Below are 21,114 nucleotides of genomic sequence, written 5' to 3' on the forward strand. Positions count from 1 at the left end.
GTCCCCTAATTCAAATACGGGTTATTGTCGGCTTCATCCTGAACTGTCGTTTCTTCACCATGACCGGGCAGCAGACGGGTTTCCGGCGGGAGTGTGAGCACCTGCTGGTAAATGGACTTCAGTAATTGGGTGCTGCTGCCGCCGGGCAAATCGGTGCGGCCAACCCCATTTTGGAAAATCAAATCGCCAACAATGGCGGCATTGGCCTGCGGGGCGTAAAAAATCACATGTCCGCGGCTGTGACCGGGGGTGTGGCGTACTTCTACCTCTTCCTCTCCCACCCGTAAAATTTGGCCGTGCTCAAAAAACAGGCTCGGCTGCGGCATTTCCGGCATTTGAATGCCAAACATGCCTGCCCCACCGCCGGTCAGGTAAAGTTCCAGATCGTCGCGGTGAATGCCAATCGGCAGCGGCGGTGAACTGAGCTGAGAAAACAGTTTTGCACCGACTATGTGATCGAAGTGGGCGTGGGTGAGCCAGACCTGGGTCAGGTGTAACTTGCGTTCCAGAATCACTTGAAGAACCTGCTGGCTGTCAAAGGTGGGGTCAATGATGACGGCTTCGTTGGTGGTTGTGTCCACCAGCAAATAGGTGTTGTTGTCCAACGGTCCTAGGGAGAAAGTAAGGATTTCCAGTGTCAAAGATTTGCTCCTGAAATTTTATCGTGACTCAGAATAGTGCTGAATGAACTGCAAGGCGCGTTCAAAAACCAGGTGACGATCCGGCTCGCGTACCACCACATGCCCACTGTTTTCAACCCACAGGATTTCTTTGGCAGAGCTGCCGAGTGCAGTGAAGATTTTTTCGGCATTGGAGGGCAGCACGCCGCGGTCGGCGCGGGAGTGGATGATCAAAACCGGCCGCTTGACCTGAGGCAGTAACTGGCGGAGTTCTGCCAGCAAATCGCGCAATTCGGCAATCGAAGCGGTTGGATAGTAGGGATATTCAAGGTGATCAACGGCAGCCTGCGGGTTGCGCCAGTCAGGGCTGCCTTTGGGTACGCGCGGTTGAACATAGCGGAATAAGCGAATGAAGTTCAACCGCCAATCGGGTGGCAACTCATAAGGCGCAGAAATTGAGATGACTCCCTCAACCGGCAAATAAGATGCTGCGTACAGACTGAGCGCACCCCCCAGCGAGAGACCACTGATAAAGATTTTTGTACAGGAATGGCGCAACAGATGAAAACCGTCCTCCAAACTGGCCAGCCAGTCCTGCCAGCGAGTGCGTTCCAGGCTGGCGGGGGTGGTGGCGTGCCCGCTCAGGCGGATACCCAGCACCGTGATACCCTGCTCAACCAGGAATTCCCCCATCCAGCGCATTTCCTTGGGGGTTCCGGTCAGTCCATGCACCAGCAAACAGCCGGTTTCACCGGCGGGGAAAAAGAATGGTTCAGCACCTGACATGAGTTGAGGATCGTTCATGGTTGATTACAAAATCAGCAATTCTCGTGGTAAGGTGGTGAGGGATTCACAACCATCAGGGGTTACAACCATGTCATCTTCAATCCGCACTCCGCCTTTGCCCGGCAGATAAATGCCCGGCTCAACCGTATAGACCATGCCATTTTCGAGCGAAAGCGGGTTTTCGGCATACAGATAAGGCGGCTCGTGACTTTCCATACCCAGTCCATGCCCGGTGCGGTGAATGAAATATGTGCCGTAGCCAGCCTGCTCAATCACCTGACGGGCAGCCCGGTCAATTGCGCCGGCCGGTAAGCCCGGTTTACCGGCCAGGCGTCCCTGCTGATTGGCCTGCAGCACCACCTTGTAGATTTGGCGCAGTTCTTCGTCTGGCTCACCCAGCGCCAGGGTACGGGTGATGTCGGAAAAGTAATCCTCGTATGCAGCGCCCCAATCAAACAGCACCAGTTCGCCGGGTTTTAAGGGGGTATCACCCGGTACGGCATGTGGATTGGCACTGTTGGCAGCAAATGCCACAATGGGAGAAAAGGGCAGCTCGGGTGCGGAACCGCAGCGAAGTAATGCAACGGTCAGTTCGGCGGCCAGTTCCCGCTCGGTGATGCCCGCTTTAATCAGCGGAAGGGTTTGTTCAAAAGCCTGCTCGGCAATCAGCACGGCGCGGCGCATGGCAGCCAGCTCCTGCTCATCCTTACGCAGGCGCAAGACACTCAAGGCCGGCTCAGCCGAGACCAGCCGCACATCCCGCGCCGAACTGTTAATGAACTGCCATTCCAGGAAGCGAAAGCGGGTCGGTTCTACCCCAATCACTTTCCCCTGTAACCGACAGATTTGGGCAGCTTCCTGAAAGGATTTTTCCCAATCGGCGGGGTTATCCCCAAAGGGAATCAAGGTGAGGGGAATTTTAGATTGGCGCGCTTTTTCTGCTTCCAGTTCCGGCAAAATCAAAAGGGGCGGGTGGGGAGGAGCAATGATCAGGGTGGTGGGACGTTCGCTCAAATGAAAGTGCAGGCCGGTTAAATAAACCAGAGATGGGCTGGGGTTGAGCGCTACAGCGTCCAGACTGGCAGCATTCATCAGTGCAATCAGACGGGTCAGGCGGTCAGTAGTCACAGTGTACCTCCTGAGCAAATTATAATCCAACCCCTGCTGAAAGCCCCTCCAGCAAGGGTGGTCAAATTACTCACCCATTCTCAAGAGGATTGGTCTTCTCGCGCCTGCAAATCGGCCCGCCCAATTTTGCCGGTGGGGGTCATCGGCATTTGGGCGATGATTTCAATCGAACGAAGGGTATTTTCATCTCCCAAAATGGCAGAGCAGTGCTCCATCAATTCCTGCGGGGTTGTAACCGCCTCAGGATACAGTTCAACCACGGCTTTGGGTACCTGCCCGGCTGCCGCATCTTTTTTGGCGATGACACAGGCGTAACGCACGGCTGGGTGGCGCAGCAGGGCTTCTTCCAGCGGGCGGGGGAAGATGACCCTGCCGTGCATGATGATGCGTTCGCTCCAGCGTCCCACCAGGCGGATATAACCGTCCTCATCCATCACGCCCATATCGCCGGTGTGCAGCCAGCCGTTACGCAAGGCTTCGGCGGTCTTTTCCGGCAGGTTGTGGTATCCAATCATTACCCCGCCGCGGATAAGAATCTCTCCCGGTGTTCCAATCGGTACCTCGTTATCCTGTTCATCGGCTATTCGCACTTCGCGATCGGGCAGTTCCGGGCCAATGGCCTTGAATTTTTCGCCCTGTTCGGGGCGCGGGTAACCCAGGGCGACAAAACCACCCAGCTCGGATTGTCCATAGGATTCGACCAGTGGAGCCCCCAGTTCCTCCTGATAGGCCATTTTCAATTCGGGGGGTACCGGCGCGCCGCCCGAAACCACAAAGCGCAGCGCAGCCGGCTTGCGACCCATCTTACGACAGTGCAGCAGCAAGTCGTTCAGCAGCAATGGGTTCGCGACCATAAAAGTAACGCCGCGCTGTTCCATTTCGTTCCACGCAGTTTCGGGATCCCAACGGGTACGCACACCAATAAATACGCCACGGTGAATCCCGGGTAGTAAATTGGCCACCAGATGATAGGAACTGGCCAGCGAGGTCGGTCCAAAGGAAACATCCTCTCTGGTCAATTGCAACCGCTCGGCGATGCAGTGGGTTGCGCGTGCAGTGTATCCGTGAGCGAGAATGGCGCCCTTGGGTTTGCCGGAAGAACCGGAGGTATAGGAAAGATGCGCCGCATCTTCACCATCTACTTTGACTGCCGGCGGTTTCAGGTCGGCGGCAACCATCGCATTCCAGTCCAGTGAACCGGGACGTTCCCCATCCAGGCAGATGTAATGACGGATGGAGGGCATCTGCGGGCGGTTGCGTTCAACCACTTCATGCAGGTCGCCGGTGTAGATCAAAACGGTTGGTGTCGAATCCTGAACGAACCATGCCAGATTTTGGGCTTGCAGAACGTTGATATGGTCCGACACAGCGCCTAATTTCCAGGCGCCAAACATGGCCATGACATAATCCAGTCCATTATGGGCAAAAATTCCGACGCGGTCACCCTTCTTCACCCCAAGGTTTGCCAGTCCACCGGCAACCGCATCGCTGAGCTGCTCACCTTGCGCATAGGTAATTGAACGATTGCGGTCGCTCCAGTACAGGAAGGGATGTTCCGGCAGGCGCCATGCCGTACGGCGGAGCATGTCGTTGAATGTTAAAAAACTCATTTTAACCTCCGTAATTGAAATGGAATAAATCGCGGTTGAGCCGCCCAACCGTTTGATAATAAAGATTTCTTTATGGCTTAATTAGAAATATGCGGGGGAAGATATGGATAGTGTAACGAATTTGAGGTGTGGATTACAAGTATTAAAATTTATTTAATCATTCAATTGAGGAATTTCTTTTCAACGGTGTAAGGTATGGTTTCACCCGGTAAGAAAAAATTTTTGTTGACAAAAGAAAAACTTCATAGTAAACTTGCGTGCGCTGGCAAGGTAGCTCAGTGGTAGAGCAGGGGACTCATAAGCCCTTGGTCGTGGGTTCGACCCCCACCCTTGCCACCTTTTTTTATTCCTCTTATCCCTGAAAGTTGAAGTAAAATAGCGTAGAGCACTCCCTGTGCTGTACGATTTCATACAGGGGCATTTATTTCCGCTGCCGGAGGTCTTAATTACCATGCAAAGCCCCAATTCCCAACTGGCTGAAGCAATCACAAAAATTCTACTTACGCTCATTTTCCTTGGGGGAGTTTTCTGGTTTGTTACGGTTGGAGCGACCCTTGGCGGCGGAGGAATCGAAAATTTTCGGATTGACTGGCTCGATTTGGTTCTGCTTTCCTTCGCTACCTTTCGGCTGGGACGCCTGATTGCTTTCGACCGCGTCGCGGAACCGTTCCGAGCGCCATTTACTCGAACGGTCAAAGACCTGAGCGGTGCAGGAAGTACGGTTGTGCCGAGAGGGAAGGGGGTGCAGCGCGCTTTAGGGCAGCTGATTTCCTGCCCAATTTGTGCCGGAACGTGGGTGGCAGCCGGCCTGGTGGTTTTGATGTATTACTTTCCGGGACCAACCCATGCTTTTCTGATCATGACGGCAGTTATCGGTGGAGCAGAATTGATCCATAACGCTACCGAAGCCTTTTGCTGGACGGGAACTTTGAACCGTGCCCGCACCGGGCAAATCTTCAATAATCGCTCAGAAGAAGATCAAAACGACCGATAGCTTTTGTAAAAAACAACATTGGCGGGAACTATTTGCCCGCTCTGATCGTCCAGATGTTGCATAATAAATGCAGCATTTTTTTGGATTTCAGGAGTAACTACAATGTTTAAGAAAGTCTTTCCGTTAGTAATGATTTTGAGTGTTCTGGCGGTTTTGCTATCCGCCTGTGGCTTGCTGTTTGGACCAGACGACGGCGGAAAAGATGCCCAGAGCGCTCAGCAGACCGCCGTCATGCAGACGGTTGCGGCTGTGATGACCCAACAGGCATTTGAAACGCTGATTGCTCAGGCAACTCAGATCGCCAGTCAGCAAAGCACACCCACCCCGCAGCAACCCACCGCCGTTGTAACCGAGGTGCAGAACACACCGGTTCAGCCGACTGCGACGATTGTCTTGCCCACAGCGACTGCAACGCCCAAACCTTTGCCCTGCAACGCAGCTTCATTCGTCAAAGATGTAACCATACCCGATGGCACTGAGCTGGTCGGTGGGCAGAAGTTCACCAAAACTTGGCGCCTGAAAAACGTGGGCACCTGCACCTGGACAAAAGATTATGCGCTGGTTTTTGTGGATGGCGCTTCGATGAGCGCACCGGCATCGGTCTCTTTGAAAAGTGATGTGCGTCCGGGCGAGACCGTAGATGTTTCCGTGGATCTGGTTGCTCCGTCCAAAGCCGGAACTTACAAAGCCAACTGGATGCTGCGGGATGCTTCCGGCCGTACCTTTGGGCTAGGTAACAATCAGGATAAACCTTTCTGGGTCAGCATTAAAGTGTCCGGTTACAAAAGCGATGATGTGCCTTCCGCAATCTATCCTCTGGACTTTGTGGCCAGCATTTGTCAGGCCGAGTGGTCGAGCAATGCTGGTAAGGTAGCCCGCCCGTGCGCCAATGTCAGTCAAAGTGAGGCCCAGTGGGCAGCCGTCTTGCTCAATCCTAAGATGGAGGGCGGCCGTCAGGAAAATGAACGGGCGCTTTGGATGCACCTCGCCAACCCGAATGATTGGATGCAAGGGTTCTATCCGGCGCGAAATATTCAAAGTGGAGACCGTTTCAAGGCTTGGGTTGCCTGCCTGGAAGGGAACACGACCTGTGACGTACAGTTCAGTCTGGATTATCGAATTGACAACGGCAACATCGAAAATCTGGGTAAATGGAGTGAAACCCTGGACGGCAAGTGGACGCAAATTGATCTTGACCTGAGCGCTTTTGTGGGAAAGAATGTCCAGTTCATTTTGGGAGTGACCAACAAAAACAGCAAGGGACCGGTGGATGCAGTATGGTTTGTACCGTCAGTCCAGACAATCACCCCATAAAATCTTGAGGTTATCAGCATTAGAAAATCCCCGCCAGTTTTCCACCCGGCGGGGATTTTTCTATCAAGCCGTTGCCAGTTGTTCGGGTTGGGAGAAGGGATCCAGATCCTGCTCCATTTGATGACGGAACTGCTTGGTGTACAGGGAGTAGTACTTGCCGCGCTTACGCAACAACTCGGCATGGCTGCCCATTTCGGCAATTTTTCCTTGCTCAATGACCAGAATACGATTGGCGCGTTTGATTGTGGAAAGACGGTGGGCAATCACGAAACTTGTGCGGCCTTTCATCATAGTTTCCATTCCGCGTTGAATCAACGCCTCGGTCAGGGTATCCACCGAACTGGTGGCTTCGTCCATGATGAATACTTCCGGTTTGGCAAGTACAGCCCGTGCCAGACTGATTAACTGCTTTTGACCAACAGAAAGCAGATTTCCGCCTTCTCCTACTTGTTCGTCATACCCTTTTTTGAGTTTGATGATGAAGTCGTGCGCGCCGGCCAGTTTGGCTGCTTCCACAATTTCTTCATCCGTCGCATCCAGACGGCCGTAACGGATATTCTCGCGGATCGTTCCGGAGAAAAGGTGGGGGGTTTGAAGCACCATGCCAATGCGGGACTGGATGGCATGCAGGGAGTAGTCGCGGTAATCCCTGCCGCCTATGCGGATACTGCCTTTTTTCGGCTCGTAAAAACGGCACAAAAGGTTGACGATGGTGGTCTTGCCGCCACCGGTTTCACCAACCAGCGCAATCGTTTCACCACGTTTGACATACAAGGAGAAATTTTCCAAAACGGGTTTTTGGTCACCGTCATCGTAGTAGAAAGTGACGTTATCAAACTCGATATCGCCCTGAATTGTGCCGGGGTCAAAAGCACCCGGCAGGTCTTTGACATCCGGTACAGCGTCAATCATTGAGAAGATACGTTCACCAGAAGCAATGGCGTGTTGCATTTCAGCAAACACCCGTGCCAGATCCTGGATTGGCCACATCATGAAGGTGACGTACGAAACGAAGGCTTGAATGCCGCCGACAGTCATGCCACCCACCTGTACCTGCCAGCCGCCGTACCAGACGATGGCAGCCAGTGCGATGGCTGAAACCAGCTGGACGCTGGGTAGAAACAAGGCGCTCAACCATGCCGCGCGATAAGAAGAGCGGTACATATCGGCAGTCAGGGCTTTGAATTCTTCCAGATTGGCATCCTCGCGGCACAGCGCTTTTACGACCCGCACGCCGGTGATGTTTTCGTTGAATGCTCCAGTGATTTTTGAGTTCATCTTGCGCACGGTGCGAAATTCACCCAGAATCCGTTTGCGGAATTCATAGGCAATGTAAAACAAGATCGGCAGTATTCCCAGCACAATTAGCGCCAGTTTCCAGTTGATGAACAGCATAAATCCCATGGCGGTGATGATGTTCATCAAGCCCCAGGTAACATCCAGCAATCCCCACGTAACCAGATCAGCAACCCGTTCACTGTCTGAAGTGACACGGGACATGATCCAGCCAACCGGCGTTCGGCTGAAGTAGGAAAGCGAAAGCCCCTGCAGATGGTTGAACATCTTTTGGCGCAGGTCATAACGCACCCGTTCACCTAACACACCGGCAAGGTAAATGAAACCAAATACACCGCTTGCCTGAACAAAACCCAATGAACCGTAGATGATCAACAGACGATATAACTCAGTGCGGTTCTGCGCCAGAATGCCGTCGTCAATAATCAGTTTGCTCAGGTAAGTGAAAACCGAATCCAGCCCACTCACCAGCGCAATGGTGACCAGAAAGCCGACCACCCAGCGCCAGTGCGGGCGCGTCAAGGCCAGAATGCGGCGTAAAGTTTGACCGTTAAATTGGGTCTTAAATTCTTCTTCTTCAAAATATTCAAGCGACACTGGCTATCTCCTTTTCCAGCTCGTCATCAATCCGGGTCTGGATTTCATAAATCTGGCGGTAAATGCCTTCCTGCCGTACCAGGTCATTGTGTTTACCACGCTGGACGATGCGGCCTTTATCCAGCACAAGGATTAAGTCGGCATCCATGATGCTTTGAATGCGGTGAGCAATGATAAAGGTGGTGCGGCCTTTCATTAAGTTTTGCAGGGCTTCGCGTATTTCAGCTTCGGTTTCCGTATCAACTGCGGAGGTGGAGTCATCCAGAATGAGGATGCGCGGATTTTTCAGCAGGGTGCGGGCGATTGCCACCCGTTGTTTTTGACCACCCGACAGGGTAACCCCTTTTTCACCGACAAGTGTGTTATAGCCCTTTTCAAAGGTGAGGATGATGTCGTGGATTGCGGCGGCTTTGGCGGCTGTTTCCACTTCGGACTGGGGCACTTCCCTGCCAACCCCATAGGTGATGTTTTCGCGAATAGTGCGCGAAAAAAGGAAGGGCTCCTGCTCGACGATACCAATCTGTTGACGCAGAAAAAGGCGCGGATAGCGTTTGAGTTCAATGTCATCCAGTAATATTCTTCCTGAGGTATATTCATAAAAGCGTGGCAGCAGATTGACCAGCGTGGTCTTACCTGAACCGGTTGACCCTAACAAGGCAACCACCTGTCCCGGCTCACAGGAGAAGGTAATGTCTTCGAGGGCTGCGTTTCCATCATCATACGCAAAACCAACCTGCTCGAACTCGATTTTACCGAGGATATCGTTTTTGGGTCGGTGCTTGCCGGTCTCCAGTGACTCGCGATCCTGCCTGATGATCTCCATGACGCGGTTGTAAGAAACCATGCCAGTGGAGGTCTGGACGATCAGACGCCCCAGGTTACGCATCGGAAAAATAATCCAGACGATCAAACCGGCATAAGCGAGAAATGTGCCAACGGTGATTTCGCCGTTGATGGCCATTGATGCCCCAACCAGATAACCGACCAGAATCTGGATGTTGCAAATCGTGTCCGAGATCGGCCAAAAGAGGGAATGCATTTTAAGCAGTTTCTTGCCGCGCAGGAATTTCTCCCAGTTATCCCGTTCGAATTTACCGATCTCGTATTCCTGACGGGCAAAGGCTTTGACCACCCGAATACCGGTCAGGTTTTCCTGCAGGGTGGTTGAAAGGACAGCATCCTGGGTCTGGTAGTCCTCATAGGCCTTTGAGATTTTTCGGAAGAAAAACAGGGAAATTCCCACAATCACCGGCACGACCACCACCGAAATCAAAGCCAGTTTGACGTTAAGTTGAAGCAGTGCGATGAAGTTAATCACAAACAGCAAGATAATCCGCCCGATGCCAATAGCCTGATCCGCAAAGAAGCGACGCAGGGCATCCACATCCGAAGTGGAGCGTTGAATCAGCTCGCCGGTTTCCATACGGGAGTGATAGGTAAACGTCAGGCGCTGAATGTGGTCAAAAAGGTAATTGCGCAGGCGGCGGGTAATGCCCTCGGCGGTTTGGGCTGCCAGTTTACCGCTCAGGAATGAAAAACCGCCCTCTACCCCTGCCAGTAAAATGAATCCAATGGCAATTGCCGGAAGGGTAAACGCAGCGCTTCCGGCTACCAGATAGTCATCCACGAAATATCGCAGCAACAGGTAGGTGAGCGTCTTTGCAACCGCCGAAATACCCAAACTTAATGTAGCAGCGATATATAATTTGCGGAAGCCGCGCATCAACCGCCATAATCCCTTAAGACGATTCGGGTGAACAGCGCGCTTCAAGTCATAATTCAAAACAGCATCTGAAACTGCCAATTTAACTTGCCTCCTGTGAGGTTAACGAAAAACAATCACAAAAAAAATGTGAGTTGGTTCAGTATAACGCAAGCCGGTGGATTTGCAATCCTTCCACTGACCATTGAAGCCTGACCAGATGGGTGGGAATTGTAAAATAATCCAGTAAAGATCAAAGGAGTGGCTGACAAACCGGGCAGATAAAACTGCTGGTGCTGCCGGTCTTGATTTTCTGGATTGTGGTCCGGCAGACGGGGCAGGGTTGGCCTTCTTTGTACCCGATCAAAATATCTTCCATGGTGAAAGAGCCGCTCCAACCGTGCAAATCCACCTCATAAAATGCGCCGTTTTTTTCAAGGCTGGCGCGCAAGCAGGTTTGAATGGCATTGGACAGTCTTTCGATTTCTGAATCGGTAAGCGATTTAATGGAACGTAGTGGGTGCAATTGAGCGAGAAACAGAATGTCATGGATGTAGGCGTTACCGATTCCGGCGATCCGGCTTTGATCCAGCAGAAAGGACTTCAAATGTCCTGTCCTCTCCTGGAATAATCTCTTCAGGTCGTTGGTATTCAGATCGAGGGCATTCGGCCCCAGTTTACGGGTCATCTTATGATGTTCCAAATTGTTTTCAGCCACAAAATGGGCGAAACCAAACCACCAGAAATTAATGGCGAGGCAGCTACCATCCGTAAAATCCAGAATAAGGCGGTATTTTTCAGGGAGAGAGGAGCGGGTGACCAGCAGAATTTCGCCGCCCATCCCCAGATTCAAGAGCAGCCAGCCCTGATTGAGGTGCACAAACAACCACTTGCCATGATAGGTGACTTCCTGAATGGAGGAACCGCATAAAGCCGATTGAAACTCCTCCATAGATAGATTCAGGCATTTCGGTTGAACAACTTCAACACCGCTGATCAATTTTCCGCGAAGCTCTGTGTTCATTTGTCGGGCGCGCGAGGCAACTTCCGGTAACTCAGGCATGGGTGGATACTCCGGGCAGGGGATAAAGATGCTACCATTATAGCACTTAAGTTCTATGTTTTTGGATGGATTGATCACAATCTTGAAAATAACTTCATTAATCACCCTTCATGGTTAACCAGCCATGCAAAGTAGCCCGGTAGAGCGCGCGCTCAAAGTAAGAGCCTTTCAAGGAGAGGTTATCATAGCCCTTTTCAAGCAGAACTTCCATGAGGGGTTGTAATTGCTGAGCATAATGGCGCATACAGGCTTCCGGATGAATTCCCGGCCAGGAATAACAGGTAACGGTTGTCCGGCGGTGGGTAGTCGGAATTCCCTCCGGGATGGTTTTCGTCCAGTTGGGGTCATCGGGGTGAAAAATGTACTGGTCCAGATTTCCCATAGGAATACCTTCGACACCTCGAACAACGGGGGGGTTGACATTCAACGTATAGGGGTCCACCGCCAGATCGGCAATGACTGCATGTTCCGGCAACCACGCAATCCAATCATTGGGTACTACGGGACGACTGGTATCCCAGCGTTGAGTGGCATCCACCAGAATATCTGATGATTGGAACAGGGATTGCATGACAATGGACTGACAGGTAATATTACGGCCAACCACCTGAGCAATTACCCCTGGCCCGCCGGCGCGAATGTGATCGTTATTGCGTTCGATGTTCCCCAGTTTTGTGGCGGCTTCCACGGCATGTTTTCCAACCATGCCAACCCCCAGAATCAAGGCGCGAATCGGCTGATTATCCGGACGAATCAGCCCTGGCCAGCGTTTTTCCAGCACATCATAGGCGGTTTCCAATCCATTCCAGGCAACCGCCTTCATGTTTTCCACCAGCCGGATGTTATTATCGTCCACCACACTGTCCATTGAAATGGCGCGTATTCCCAGTTCCCGCAGTGCCTGTATCCGCAGCGGTCGGGTAGGGTAATGCAGCATGGAAAACAGGATTGCGCCCGGCTTGAGCAGCTTAAATTCTTCCATAGTGGGCGAACGTAGAACAATCACCATTTCTTGAGCAAAAGTTTCTTCCCGGCTGGCTTTGCGGATACGGGGATTACCCTGCTGATAATCATCAAAGGTGAAACCGGAACGAGAGCCGTAACCATCCTCAAGGACGATGTTGACGCCGTGATTAGCCAGAAATTGAATAAATTCAGGGAGAAAAACCCGTTTTTCTCCGGCTTCTTTTTTCATGCGGGGAAACCCGATCGTTTTAATGACAGACATGTTTCCTTCCTCCTTGGATTTTGGGTGAACGACTCAATGATCCCAGCGAGAGAGCATGGCGCGGCTCAGCGCTCGGTGAAAATAAGTGCCCTCAGGGTTGATATTTTTTACTCCACCGGCACTCAAAATTGTTCTCAACAGGGGGGCAATTTGAATGCCGTAAATTTCCATGCACTTTCGCGGGGTAATGCCGGGCCACGAATAGCAGGAAACGGCAAAACGTCGGTTGCGGGTGGGAATGCACGGCGGAATTTTTTCGTAAGCCGGATCGTTGGGCGGAAAAACATACTGATCTAAGTTTCCGTGTGGAATGCCTTCAATGCCTTTGACCGTGAATGGCGGCTTCTCGCATTCATACGGGTCAACCGACAGGTCCAGCAGGACGGCGTGTGGGGCCATAAAGGCAATCCAATCGTTGGGAATGACCGGTCGGGTAGGATCGGGGCGTTGGGTGGCATCAATCAACAGGTCGGTCTGCCGCAACAGATTTTGCATGAAAGCATAATGGTGGGTCAGGTCATAATCCACAGCAGTGACCTGCACGCCCGGCACACCTTTTTCGACCATTTTCCGCCACAATCCTTCGTTGCCATAGCGGATGGCGGCCGGCATGACGTGCATGCCAACCGCACCGCTTCCTAACAGTGTGACGTGAATTGGCGGCCGGTGCGGGCTTTCGAAGCCGGGGGCGGGGTAAATTTCTCGCAGAACGCGAAAAGCAACTTCCACACCATTCCAGGCGACCAGCCGCAGGTTTTCCACCAACCGGCGGCCGGTATCATCTTTAATGGAATCCAGAGAAATTGCTTCAATTTGCAGCGACTTGAGAAATTCGATGCGCTGAGGGCGGGTTGGAAAGTGAATCATGGACATCAGACAAGCGCCTTTGCGCATCATTTTCAAGAGATTTTCTTCCGGGTAGCGCAGTACCAGCACAATATCCTGCTGATAAACTTCCTCTTGCGAGGCAAATCGCACCGATGGACACGCGTTCCGATATTCCTGTTCACTCAAACCCATGCCGGAACCATAACCGAGTTCCAGTACCACCTCGCCTCCCCAGTTGGAGATGTGAGTCATCAGCGAGGGTAAAAAGTCCCGCACTTCACCCGCCTCCACGTGCATTCGGGCGAGCCCAATCCGAAGATGATCGTTCATGGATTTTCCTTTTCTGAGGACAACTCTCTAATTAGTTTACCAGAAAACCGATTCCGAAAAAAACGGGGAAAATCCTGCTGAATGTCAATTGTATTTTTGGGTGGCACGGGCTATAATCAAATCACGATATTCTTTCCGGAAGGAGGTTGGTTTTTCATGGCTAGTGTAACGTACGATCATGTTTGGAAAAAGTTTGGTGATTTTGTCGCGCTCAATGATCTCAACATCCACATCGAAGACAAAGAGTTCTTGGTGCTGGTTGGGCCTTCAGGGTGTGGCAAAACTACCGCGTTGCGCTGTCTGGCGGGTCTGGAAGAGGTTACCGACGGACAGGTCAAAATTGGCGATCGGGTGGTGAACGATGTACCGCCCAAAGATCGCGATATTGCCATGGTGTTTCAATCCTATGCGCTCTACCCTCACATGTCGGTGTTTGACAACATGGCGTTTGGTCTCAAACTCCGCAAAGTGCCCAAGCAGGAGATTCAAAGACGGGTCGAAGAAGCAGCGGCAATTTTAGGAATTGAGCACCTGCTCAAACGTAAACCGCGCGAACTGTCCGGCGGTCAACGCCAGCGTGTTGCCGTAGGGCGGGCCATTGTGCGTGAGCCCAAGGTATTTTTGTTCGATGAACCGCTTTCCAACCTGGATGCCAAGCTGCGCGTCCAGACGCGGGCTGAAATCAGCAAACTGCATCAACGGCTGCAGACCACTTTCATCTACGTGACTCACGATCAGGTCGAAGCCATGACCATGGCAACCCGTATTGCGGTGATGAACAAAGGCATTTTACAGCAGTTAGATACGCCGCAAAACCTGTATGACAAACCTGCCAACATGTTTGTTGCCGGCTTTATCGGATCACCATCCATGAATTTCTTCCCAGCCCACCTCCGGAAAGACGGAAACGATTTGTTTGTGGACACCGGTGACTTTGCGGTCAAGATCCCCGAAGATCAGGTCAAGACCTATGCCCCCTTCGCTGGTCGCGAGGTGATCTTTGGAATTCGTCCAGAGGACATCCACAATCCTCAATTTGCCCCGCCCGGCATTCACGCTGCGCCGGTGGAATGCAAAGTGGATGTTACCGAGTTAATGGGAAATGAAATTTTCCTTTACATGGTCAGCGGCAAGCACAATTTTGTTGCCCGGGTTGATCCGCGTACCCGCTTCCATATTGACGAAAGGGTACAGCTGGTCTTCAATATGGATAATTTCCACCTGTTCGACCCGGCTTCTGACCGTGAAAACCCGGTAGCGATTCGCTGAAAGGTTTTTCCAGCAAAGAGATGAGCACAAATCAGTTGCTCATCTCTTTTTTTATTTCTATAATTAAAAATATTTAAACAAAATTCTTTTCATCCTTTACCAATCATTAACATCACTTAATGGTGTAAAAATGGATACTTTTGGTAAGATAACAAAGGTTTCATATCCAATTTCTCAGGAGGAGAAAAATGTCTCATAAACTGTATCGTTTTAGAATGCTGGTCATTCTGGCTGTAGCATTAATGATGGTCGTTACCGCCTGTCAGCCGGCCGCGCCTGCTGCAAATCAGGGCGAAACTGACCCGCTGGTAAAAGCAGCCAAGGAAGAAGGGATGTTGACCGTCATTGCCTTGCCGCATGATTGGTGCAATTACGGCGAGGCGATTGAAACTTTCAAGGCTAAATACGGCTTGCAGGTCAATGAGCTGAACCCGGATGCCGGCTCGGCGGATGAGATTGAGGCCATCAAAGCCAATAAGGACAACAAAGGCCCTCAAGCGCCGGATGTGATTGATGTGGGTTTTGGGTACGGCCCGCAGCTGGTTGAAGAAAAACTGGTTATGCCGTACAAAGTTTCCACATGGGATACCATTCCCGACGAGGTTAAACACCCGGATGGCTACTGGTACGGTGATTATTACGGCGTGCTGGCCTTTGAAGTGAATAAGGATGTTGTTCAGAATGTGCCGCAGGATTGGGCAGACTTGCTGAAACCTGAATACAAGGGACAGGTTGCGCTGGCGGGTGACCCGCGTGCTTCGGCTCAGGCACAGATGAGCATTATGGCCGCTGCGCTGGCAAACGGTGGTACGCTGGATGATGTTACTCCTGGTTTGGAATTCTTCAAAAAACTGAATGATGCCGGTAATTTCGTGCCGGTAATCGCCAAGCAGGCTACCATTGCCAAAGGCGAAACCCCGGTGGTAATGCGCTGGGACTACAACGCTCTGGCAGACAAGAACGCGCTGGCGGGTAATCCCGAAATCGCGGTGGTCATTCCGCAGAGTGGTGTGATTGCCGGTGTCTACCTGCAGGCAATTAGTGCCTACGCCCCTCACCCCAACGCAGCCAAGTTGTGGATGGAATTCCTCTACTCGGATGAGGGTCAATTAATCTGGCTTAAGGGCGGTTGCCATCCCATTCGGTATAACGATATGGTCAAGCGCAATGTGATTCCGCAGGAACTGAATGATGCCCTGCCGCCCGCTGAACTGTATGCCAAGGCGGTCTTCCCGACCGTTGAGCAAATCAACAATGCCAAACAACTGATTGCCGAAAAATGGATGCAGGTTGTTGGCGCGGATGTCAAATAGGTTAACACAAAATTCGTCCAATCAACGGGACGCGCGTCGCGCGCGTCCCGTTCCCTCATCCCTGTTGAACTGGCTGGGGGTATTACCCTTCTTTCTTTTTATTTTTCTGTTTGTGTTTTTACCGTCGTTTTCTCTGGTGAGCGGTAGTTTTCAGGATCGGCAGGGGAATTTTACCTTCCAAAATTATCTGGACCTTTTCAGTCCATCCATTCTCAGCGCCTACTGGGTGACCATTCGCATCAGTCTGGCATCTGCAGTCGGCGGGGGGATATTGGGCTTCTTTATGGCGTATGCGGTTACGTTGGGCGGTTTGCCCAAAGGACTGCGCAATGCCTTATTGACTTTTTCAGGAGTGGCTTCAAATTTTGCCGGTGTTCCCCTGGCGTTTGCCTTTATCGCAACACTTGGACGTACCGGTATGGTTACCGTTCTGTTAAAAATGGCGGGCTTTGATTTGTACGACCGCGGTTTCAGCCTGTACAGTTTTTGGGGGCTGACCCTCACCTACCTGTATTTTCAATTTCCGTTGATGATTTTGATCATCACCCCTGCTTTGGATGGTTTGAAGCGGGAATGGCGGGAAGCTGCTGAAAATTTGGGAGCTTCCTCATGGACTTACTGGCGGCGAGTTGCGCTGCCGGTTTTGACCCCCTCAATCCTGGGTGCCATGATTCTGCTTTTTGGCAATGCCTTTGGTGCATATGCCACTGCCCTTTCTCTGACTGGCGGGTTTATCAACTTGATTACGATTCTGATTGGGTCACAAATTAAGGGGGATGTGTTGCAAAATACGGGTTTGGGTTATGCGCTGGCAATTGGCATGGTGATTGTCATGGCAGGAGCGATTACCATCTATTATTTCCTGCGCCGGCGCAGTGAGAGGTGGTTGAGAGTATGAGCAAACGCAATGTATTGTGGTCATGGTTTTGGATGTTTTTGGGAGGTTTGTATTTTTTCCTGCCACTTTTGGCAACCTTCGAGTTTTCCCTGAAAGCCAGAAAGGGAGTATATAGTTTCCTTGCCTATGAGCGTGTTTTTGCTGACCCGCTTTTTCTCAGGACTTTTATTTTTTCGCTGGAAATGGCGGTGTTCACGGCACTGGCCGGAATTTTGCTCATTTTCCCCACCGTTTACTGGATCCGCCTGAAACTGCCGCAATTAAGAGGATTGATTGAGTTTGTGAGTATGCTGCCGTTTGTCGTGCCGGCGATTGTGCTGGTTTTCGGCTTGATTCGCGTGTTTAGTGGTGCGCCATTTTTTCTTACGAACACCTTTACCGGTACAAATGTGCTGCTGGTGGCAGCTTATGTGGTTTTGACGATGCCTTATTTATATCGTTCAATTGATACCGGCTTGCAAGCCATAGATGTCCGCACACTGACCGAAGCGGCGCAAAGCCTGGGAGCAGGCTGGGGCACTATTTTATTCCGGGTCATTCTTCCCAACGTGCGCGTTTCAATTTTGAGCGGTTCATTTCTGGCAGTGGCGACTGTGATGGGAGAATTTACCATTGCCAGTTTTCTGGTTGGGATTCGCGCGTTTGGTCCGTACATGTCGCTGGTTGGGCAGAACAAGACTTATGAATCCTCCTCCCTGGCAATCATCAGCTTTGCCCTGACCTGGGCATTCATAGGACTGATTCAATTATTGAATCGCGGAAGAGTTCAAACCCAAATTGCAGGAGCTCACTGAGGTTGACAATCACAATGACCTATCTTCTGCTTTCTAATCTCTCCAAATACTACGGCAATACCCTTGCAGTAGAGAATTTCAACCTTGAGGTTGAGCGCGGTGAGTTTGTTTCCTTTCTCGGTCCCAGTGGATGTGGGAAGACGACCACCCTACGGATGGTAGCGGGTTTTGAGGTGCCGGATCAGGGCAAAATCCTCCTGGAAGGCGAAGACATCACCCTGTTACCGCCCAATCAACGCATGGTAGGGATGGTCTTTCAATCCTACGCCTTATTCCCCAATATGAGTGTGGCCGATAATGTGGCCTTTGGATTATCGGTGCGTAAAATGCCCGCCGATCAGATTCGCCAGCGGGTTTCGGAGATTTTGAAAATCGTTCAACTGGAGGAATTGCAAAAACGCTACCCTTACCAACTCTCCGGAGGGCAGCAGCAACGGGTGGCACTGGCGCGTGCTCTGGCAATCCGTCCACGGGTGCTGCTATTGGATGAACCACTTTCGGCGCTGGACGCAAAGATTCGGGTTGAGCTGAGGGCTGAAATCCGCCGTATTCAACAGGAATTGAAAATTACCACAATTTACGTCACTCACGATCAGGAAGAGGCGCTGTCGCTTTCGGATCGAATTGTGGTGATGAACAAAGGCAGAATTGAACAAATCGGTACACCTTTTGAGATTTACAATTACCCGCAAACCGAGTTTGTGGCTTCTTTCATCGGCCAGCTGAACCTGATTCCGGTGCAGGTGGTTGATCGTGAGCGGGGGGCATACCGGATTGGTGAACAGACTATTCAAATTGAGCACAGCCAGCGCATCCCCCTCAGCGATCAGCCCAAACTGGCCATCCGTCCTGAGGAAGTCAAATTGGGCAAAGTGGATGGCTGGAATCAATTGACCGCGCAGGTGCGGCAAATTTCCTTTTTGGGCGCTATCGTCCGTATCTGGTTAGAACTGGAAGGAGTACCACTCTTGTTGGACGTGTTCAATGAGCGCAAACTGGAATTGCCCAAAGTCAATGAAAAGGTGACGATAAGTTTTCCATACCACGCCTGTTGGGTCTTGTGAGGCGCTAATTGCTGGTTTGGGTTGTGATGGTTTTTTGGAACAATCGTTTGCCAAGTAAAATCAAAGCAATTCCGCCGCCAGCGGAGAGAATGCCCATCAGTGTAAAGGCGTCCTGCCAGAAACGCAGCGGAAACAGGCGAATGAGGGTGTCTGAATAGTAGAAAAGCCAGGTGTCTCCCTCGAAGAAGATCAGGTGAAAGCCGGTAAAAAGCGAAGAAAAACCGATCATCACCCCAGCCAGAATCAGGCCGATGACGATCAGGATTGCCCAGCCGGCGCGCGAGAGGGTCAGCCAGTATTCCCCCAGCCACCTGCCACGCCATGCCCACACGCCGGTCAGGAAAATGAAGATGCCCAGAATGCCCCATGCGCGAATCATCTGCTGAACCAGAATCTTGACATCCAGCATGTGACGTAACTCGCGTTCATTGAAAACCTGAGAGCCATTTTCAAACCTCAAATCCCCCAGAAAAGAAATATCTGCATCGTTGAGCAGGTATTTCAAGGAGAGGTTTGCCCAATGAAGGCGGTCATCCTTTGTAAAGCCAAACGCATCCGGCGGAAAACCGGGCATGTTGTATTCAATTGTAAGGAAAAGCGGGTTCATCAAAAGCCGGATGGAGGTCATCATTACAAATAAAACCACAGCGGGGAGCAGAATATAGAGGACAAGAGAGCGAAAGGTTTTCATTGCAAGGTCTCCACTTCTCCGGAAAACAGAAAATCCAAAATCATCTCATTGGTAATCCACTCAATGGGTGATCGGTCATCGGTGAAAACCACACCCGGCGGTGGGGCGGGTTGCAGGTTCTGGATGCAAACCGCCATGGCTTGTAGCAGGAGAAAGGGGGTATCGGGGGATTCACTCAACTGCTGAAAATTAGCCGTGAGATTTTCCACCCGGGTTGGCTGCACCGTCGCAAACAAGATGGAATTGAACGAATCGGGCAGGTCCATAATATGCACACTGGGAAATACCTGTGCAATGGTTGTGTAAAGGGTGTTAATCAGGCGGCGGTCAGTGGGGCTGCGCCCAACGTTGATCACCATCACACCATCCTCCGTCAGGCGGTCTCTGACCAGTTGAAAGAACTCCAGGGTAGTCATGTGCCATGGGATGTAGGGCGGCCGGTAAGCATCCACGCTGATGATTTGATATTTCTGGTTCGAACGAGCCAGCCCCCATCGCCCATCCTGAACGATGACATTCAAGTAGGGCAGGTTCATCCCAAAATACTGACGGCCAACCTCTACGATTTCAGGGTCAATTTCAATGCCGTCAATGGTCAGGTTGGGAAAAACCAACCCGGCCTGTCGGGCGGTTGTGCCGGCTGCCAGTCCGACAATCGCCATGCTCCGGATGCTGCTGCGCTCTACCGGCGCGGGGTTGAAAAAAGGGGCAACCAGCACCTGTTCCCAAGGACCATTGTAAAAATAATTGCTGGGGTGATAAACCGAATGCACTCCCTGCCCATCGTTGAGACGCAGGTAACGGGTTTCGCCGAATTGCAACACCTGGATATAGTTATAGGCCGAATCGGTTTCAAAAATCAGCCCAGGGCTGGCTTTATCTGTCCCGCGCGTGCCAAAAATTGCCAGCAAAAGCAAAACGCCCGGCATCCAGGCGTAATACAATGTTCGACGCCAGCTGCAGGTTACTCCCAATCCCAGCAGAGAAATCAATAAAAGAAACGCGGAAATGGTCAGAAAGGTACGGTAAGTACCTACCAGAGGGATGAGGATCAGCACCGGCAGGAATGTGCCAAGAAATGAACCCAGTGTGGAAATGGCGTAAATGCGGCCGGCGATACTTCCGGCAGTACGCGAATCCCGCAGCGCCAGCCGGATGGCAAATGGTGAGGCGGTGCCCAGCAGGGTAATCGGGATGATGAATAGAATCATCACCACACTAAACGAGCCAAATAAAACTCCTAAATCGAGGCTGTCAAAGGCATTCGCCGCCAGCCGCAGAATGGGACGCGAAGCCAGGGGGATTAAGCCGATTGAAAAGGCTGCCCAGATTAAAATTTGAAAGAAAGTCGAGTAATGAGGAGACCGATCTGCCCAGCGCCCGCCAATGAAATAACCGGCGGTTAGATAAATCAGAATCAAACCGATGATGCTTGCCCAGGTCAGATTGCTGGTGCCAAAATAATTACCCAGCAAGCGCGAGGCGGACATTTCGGCTGCCAGGGTGGTCATGCCGGAAACAAACACAGCCAGATAAAGCCATTTTCGCATGAGGTAGATTATACCTTGAGGCTGCTGAACTCTCGCTCA

The 21,114-nt window shown here is 51.6% G+C and carries 18 protein-coding genes and 1 tRNA gene; 8 read left to right on the forward strand and 11 right to left on the reverse strand.

Annotation, left to right across the window (positions count from 1 at the left end; all coding sequences use genetic code 11):
* Positions 1-5 precede the first annotated feature (5 nt).
* The 4 genes from ACWIZX_RS06935 to ACWIZX_RS06950 form a co-directional block, all read right to left on the reverse strand.
* Positions 6-641, reverse strand: a complete 636-nt coding sequence (locus ACWIZX_RS06935; RefSeq protein WP_322793060.1) for an MBL fold metallo-hydrolase — start codon at positions 639-641, stop codon at positions 6-8.
* Positions 642-659: 18 nt separating this feature from the next.
* Entirely contained in the window at positions 660-1,424 is a 765-nt protein-coding gene (locus tag ACWIZX_RS06940; protein WP_322793061.1) for an alpha/beta hydrolase, read from the reverse strand.
* A 6-nt stretch (positions 1,425-1,430) separates the two neighbouring features.
* Complete coding sequence (locus tag ACWIZX_RS06945; RefSeq protein WP_322793062.1) at positions 1,431-2,534, reverse strand: M24 family metallopeptidase; 1,104 nt, start codon at positions 2,532-2,534, stop codon at positions 1,431-1,433.
* Positions 2,535-2,614: 80 nt separating this feature from the next.
* Entirely contained in the window at positions 2,615-4,144 is a 1,530-nt protein-coding gene (locus ACWIZX_RS06950; protein ID WP_322793063.1) for a class I adenylate-forming enzyme family protein, read from the reverse strand.
* A 264-nt stretch (positions 4,145-4,408) separates the two neighbouring features.
* Here ACWIZX_RS06950 and ACWIZX_RS06955 point away from each other — a divergent pair.
* From ACWIZX_RS06955 to ACWIZX_RS06965, 3 genes are all read left to right on the forward strand, one after another.
* Positions 4,409-4,480, forward strand: a tRNA-Met gene (locus tag ACWIZX_RS06955).
* A 115-nt stretch (positions 4,481-4,595) separates the two neighbouring features.
* Positions 4,596-5,138, forward strand: a complete 543-nt coding sequence (locus ACWIZX_RS06960; RefSeq protein WP_448335256.1) for a DUF1360 domain-containing protein — start codon at positions 4,596-4,598, stop codon at positions 5,136-5,138.
* A 102-nt stretch (positions 5,139-5,240) separates the two neighbouring features.
* On the forward strand, positions 5,241-6,452 hold the full coding sequence (locus tag ACWIZX_RS06965) for an NBR1-Ig-like domain-containing protein (RefSeq protein WP_448335257.1): 1,212 nt from the start codon (positions 5,241-5,243) through the stop codon (positions 6,450-6,452).
* Between the two features lie 63 nt (positions 6,453-6,515).
* Here ACWIZX_RS06965 and ACWIZX_RS06970 read toward each other — a convergent pair whose 3' ends face one another.
* The 5 genes from ACWIZX_RS06970 to ACWIZX_RS06990 form a co-directional block, all read right to left on the reverse strand.
* The gene (locus ACWIZX_RS06970; RefSeq protein ID WP_322792261.1) at positions 6,516-8,345 is read right to left on the reverse strand and encodes an ABC transporter ATP-binding protein; all 1,830 of its coding nucleotides are present in this window, start codon (positions 8,343-8,345) and stop codon (positions 6,516-6,518) included.
* Positions 8,335-10,149: an ABC transporter ATP-binding protein gene (locus ACWIZX_RS06975; RefSeq protein ID WP_448335258.1), complete on the reverse strand. Its 1,815-nt coding sequence runs from the start codon at positions 10,147-10,149 to the stop codon at positions 8,335-8,337. Before ACWIZX_RS06975 ends, ACWIZX_RS06970 begins: the two co-directional genes overlap by 11 nt.
* A gap of 151 nt (positions 10,150-10,300) precedes the next feature.
* Entirely contained in the window at positions 10,301-11,110 is an 810-nt protein-coding gene (locus ACWIZX_RS06980; protein WP_448335259.1) for an Fpg/Nei family DNA glycosylase, read from the reverse strand.
* A gap of 97 nt (positions 11,111-11,207) precedes the next feature.
* Positions 11,208-12,338 (reverse strand): alanine dehydrogenase, encoded by a 1,131-nt coding sequence (locus ACWIZX_RS06985; protein ID WP_448335260.1) that lies wholly within the window; start codon positions 12,336-12,338, stop codon positions 11,208-11,210.
* Between the two features lie 33 nt (positions 12,339-12,371).
* A complete protein-coding gene (locus tag ACWIZX_RS06990) occupies positions 12,372-13,496 on the reverse strand; it encodes a hypothetical protein (RefSeq protein WP_448335261.1) in 1,125 nt (374 codons plus the stop codon).
* A gap of 156 nt (positions 13,497-13,652) precedes the next feature.
* Between ACWIZX_RS06990 and ACWIZX_RS06995 the strand changes: the two genes are divergently transcribed.
* The 5 genes from ACWIZX_RS06995 (at position 13,653) to ACWIZX_RS07015 (ending at position 18,834) form a co-directional block, all read left to right on the forward strand.
* Entirely contained in the window at positions 13,653-14,765 is a 1,113-nt protein-coding gene (locus tag ACWIZX_RS06995) for an ABC transporter ATP-binding protein (RefSeq protein WP_322794167.1), read from the forward strand.
* Between the two features lie 188 nt (positions 14,766-14,953).
* On the forward strand, positions 14,954-16,078 hold the full coding sequence (locus ACWIZX_RS07000; protein ID WP_322794168.1) for an ABC transporter substrate-binding protein: 1,125 nt from the start codon (positions 14,954-14,956) through the stop codon (positions 16,076-16,078).
* On the forward strand, positions 16,068-16,976 hold the full coding sequence (locus ACWIZX_RS07005) for an ABC transporter permease (protein ID WP_322794169.1): 909 nt from the start codon (positions 16,068-16,070) through the stop codon (positions 16,974-16,976). Before ACWIZX_RS07000 ends, ACWIZX_RS07005 begins: the two co-directional genes overlap by 11 nt.
* A complete protein-coding gene (locus tag ACWIZX_RS07010; RefSeq protein WP_322794170.1) occupies positions 16,973-17,770 on the forward strand; it encodes an ABC transporter permease in 798 nt (265 codons plus the stop codon). The genes ACWIZX_RS07005 and ACWIZX_RS07010 overlap by 4 nt, the downstream gene beginning before the upstream one ends.
* A 14-nt stretch (positions 17,771-17,784) precedes the next feature.
* Positions 17,785-18,834 (forward strand): ABC transporter ATP-binding protein, encoded by a 1,050-nt coding sequence (locus ACWIZX_RS07015; RefSeq protein ID WP_322794171.1) that lies wholly within the window; start codon positions 17,785-17,787, stop codon positions 18,832-18,834.
* 4 nt (positions 18,835-18,838) lie between these two features.
* Here the strand turns inward: ACWIZX_RS07015 and ACWIZX_RS07020 are convergent, their stop codons facing one another.
* Together ACWIZX_RS07020 and ACWIZX_RS07025 are read right to left on the reverse strand one after the other, a co-directional pair.
* Positions 18,839-19,525, reverse strand: coding sequence for a TIGR01906 family membrane protein (locus tag ACWIZX_RS07020; RefSeq protein WP_322794172.1), 687 nt, complete (start codon positions 19,523-19,525; stop codon positions 18,839-18,841).
* Complete coding sequence (locus ACWIZX_RS07025) at positions 19,522-21,075, reverse strand: spermidine synthase (protein WP_448335262.1); 1,554 nt, start codon at positions 21,073-21,075, stop codon at positions 19,522-19,524. The genes ACWIZX_RS07020 and ACWIZX_RS07025 overlap by 4 nt, the downstream gene beginning before the upstream one ends.
* Positions 21,076-21,114 lie beyond the last annotated feature (39 nt).

This window comes from Bellilinea sp. (genome assembly GCF_053501535.1).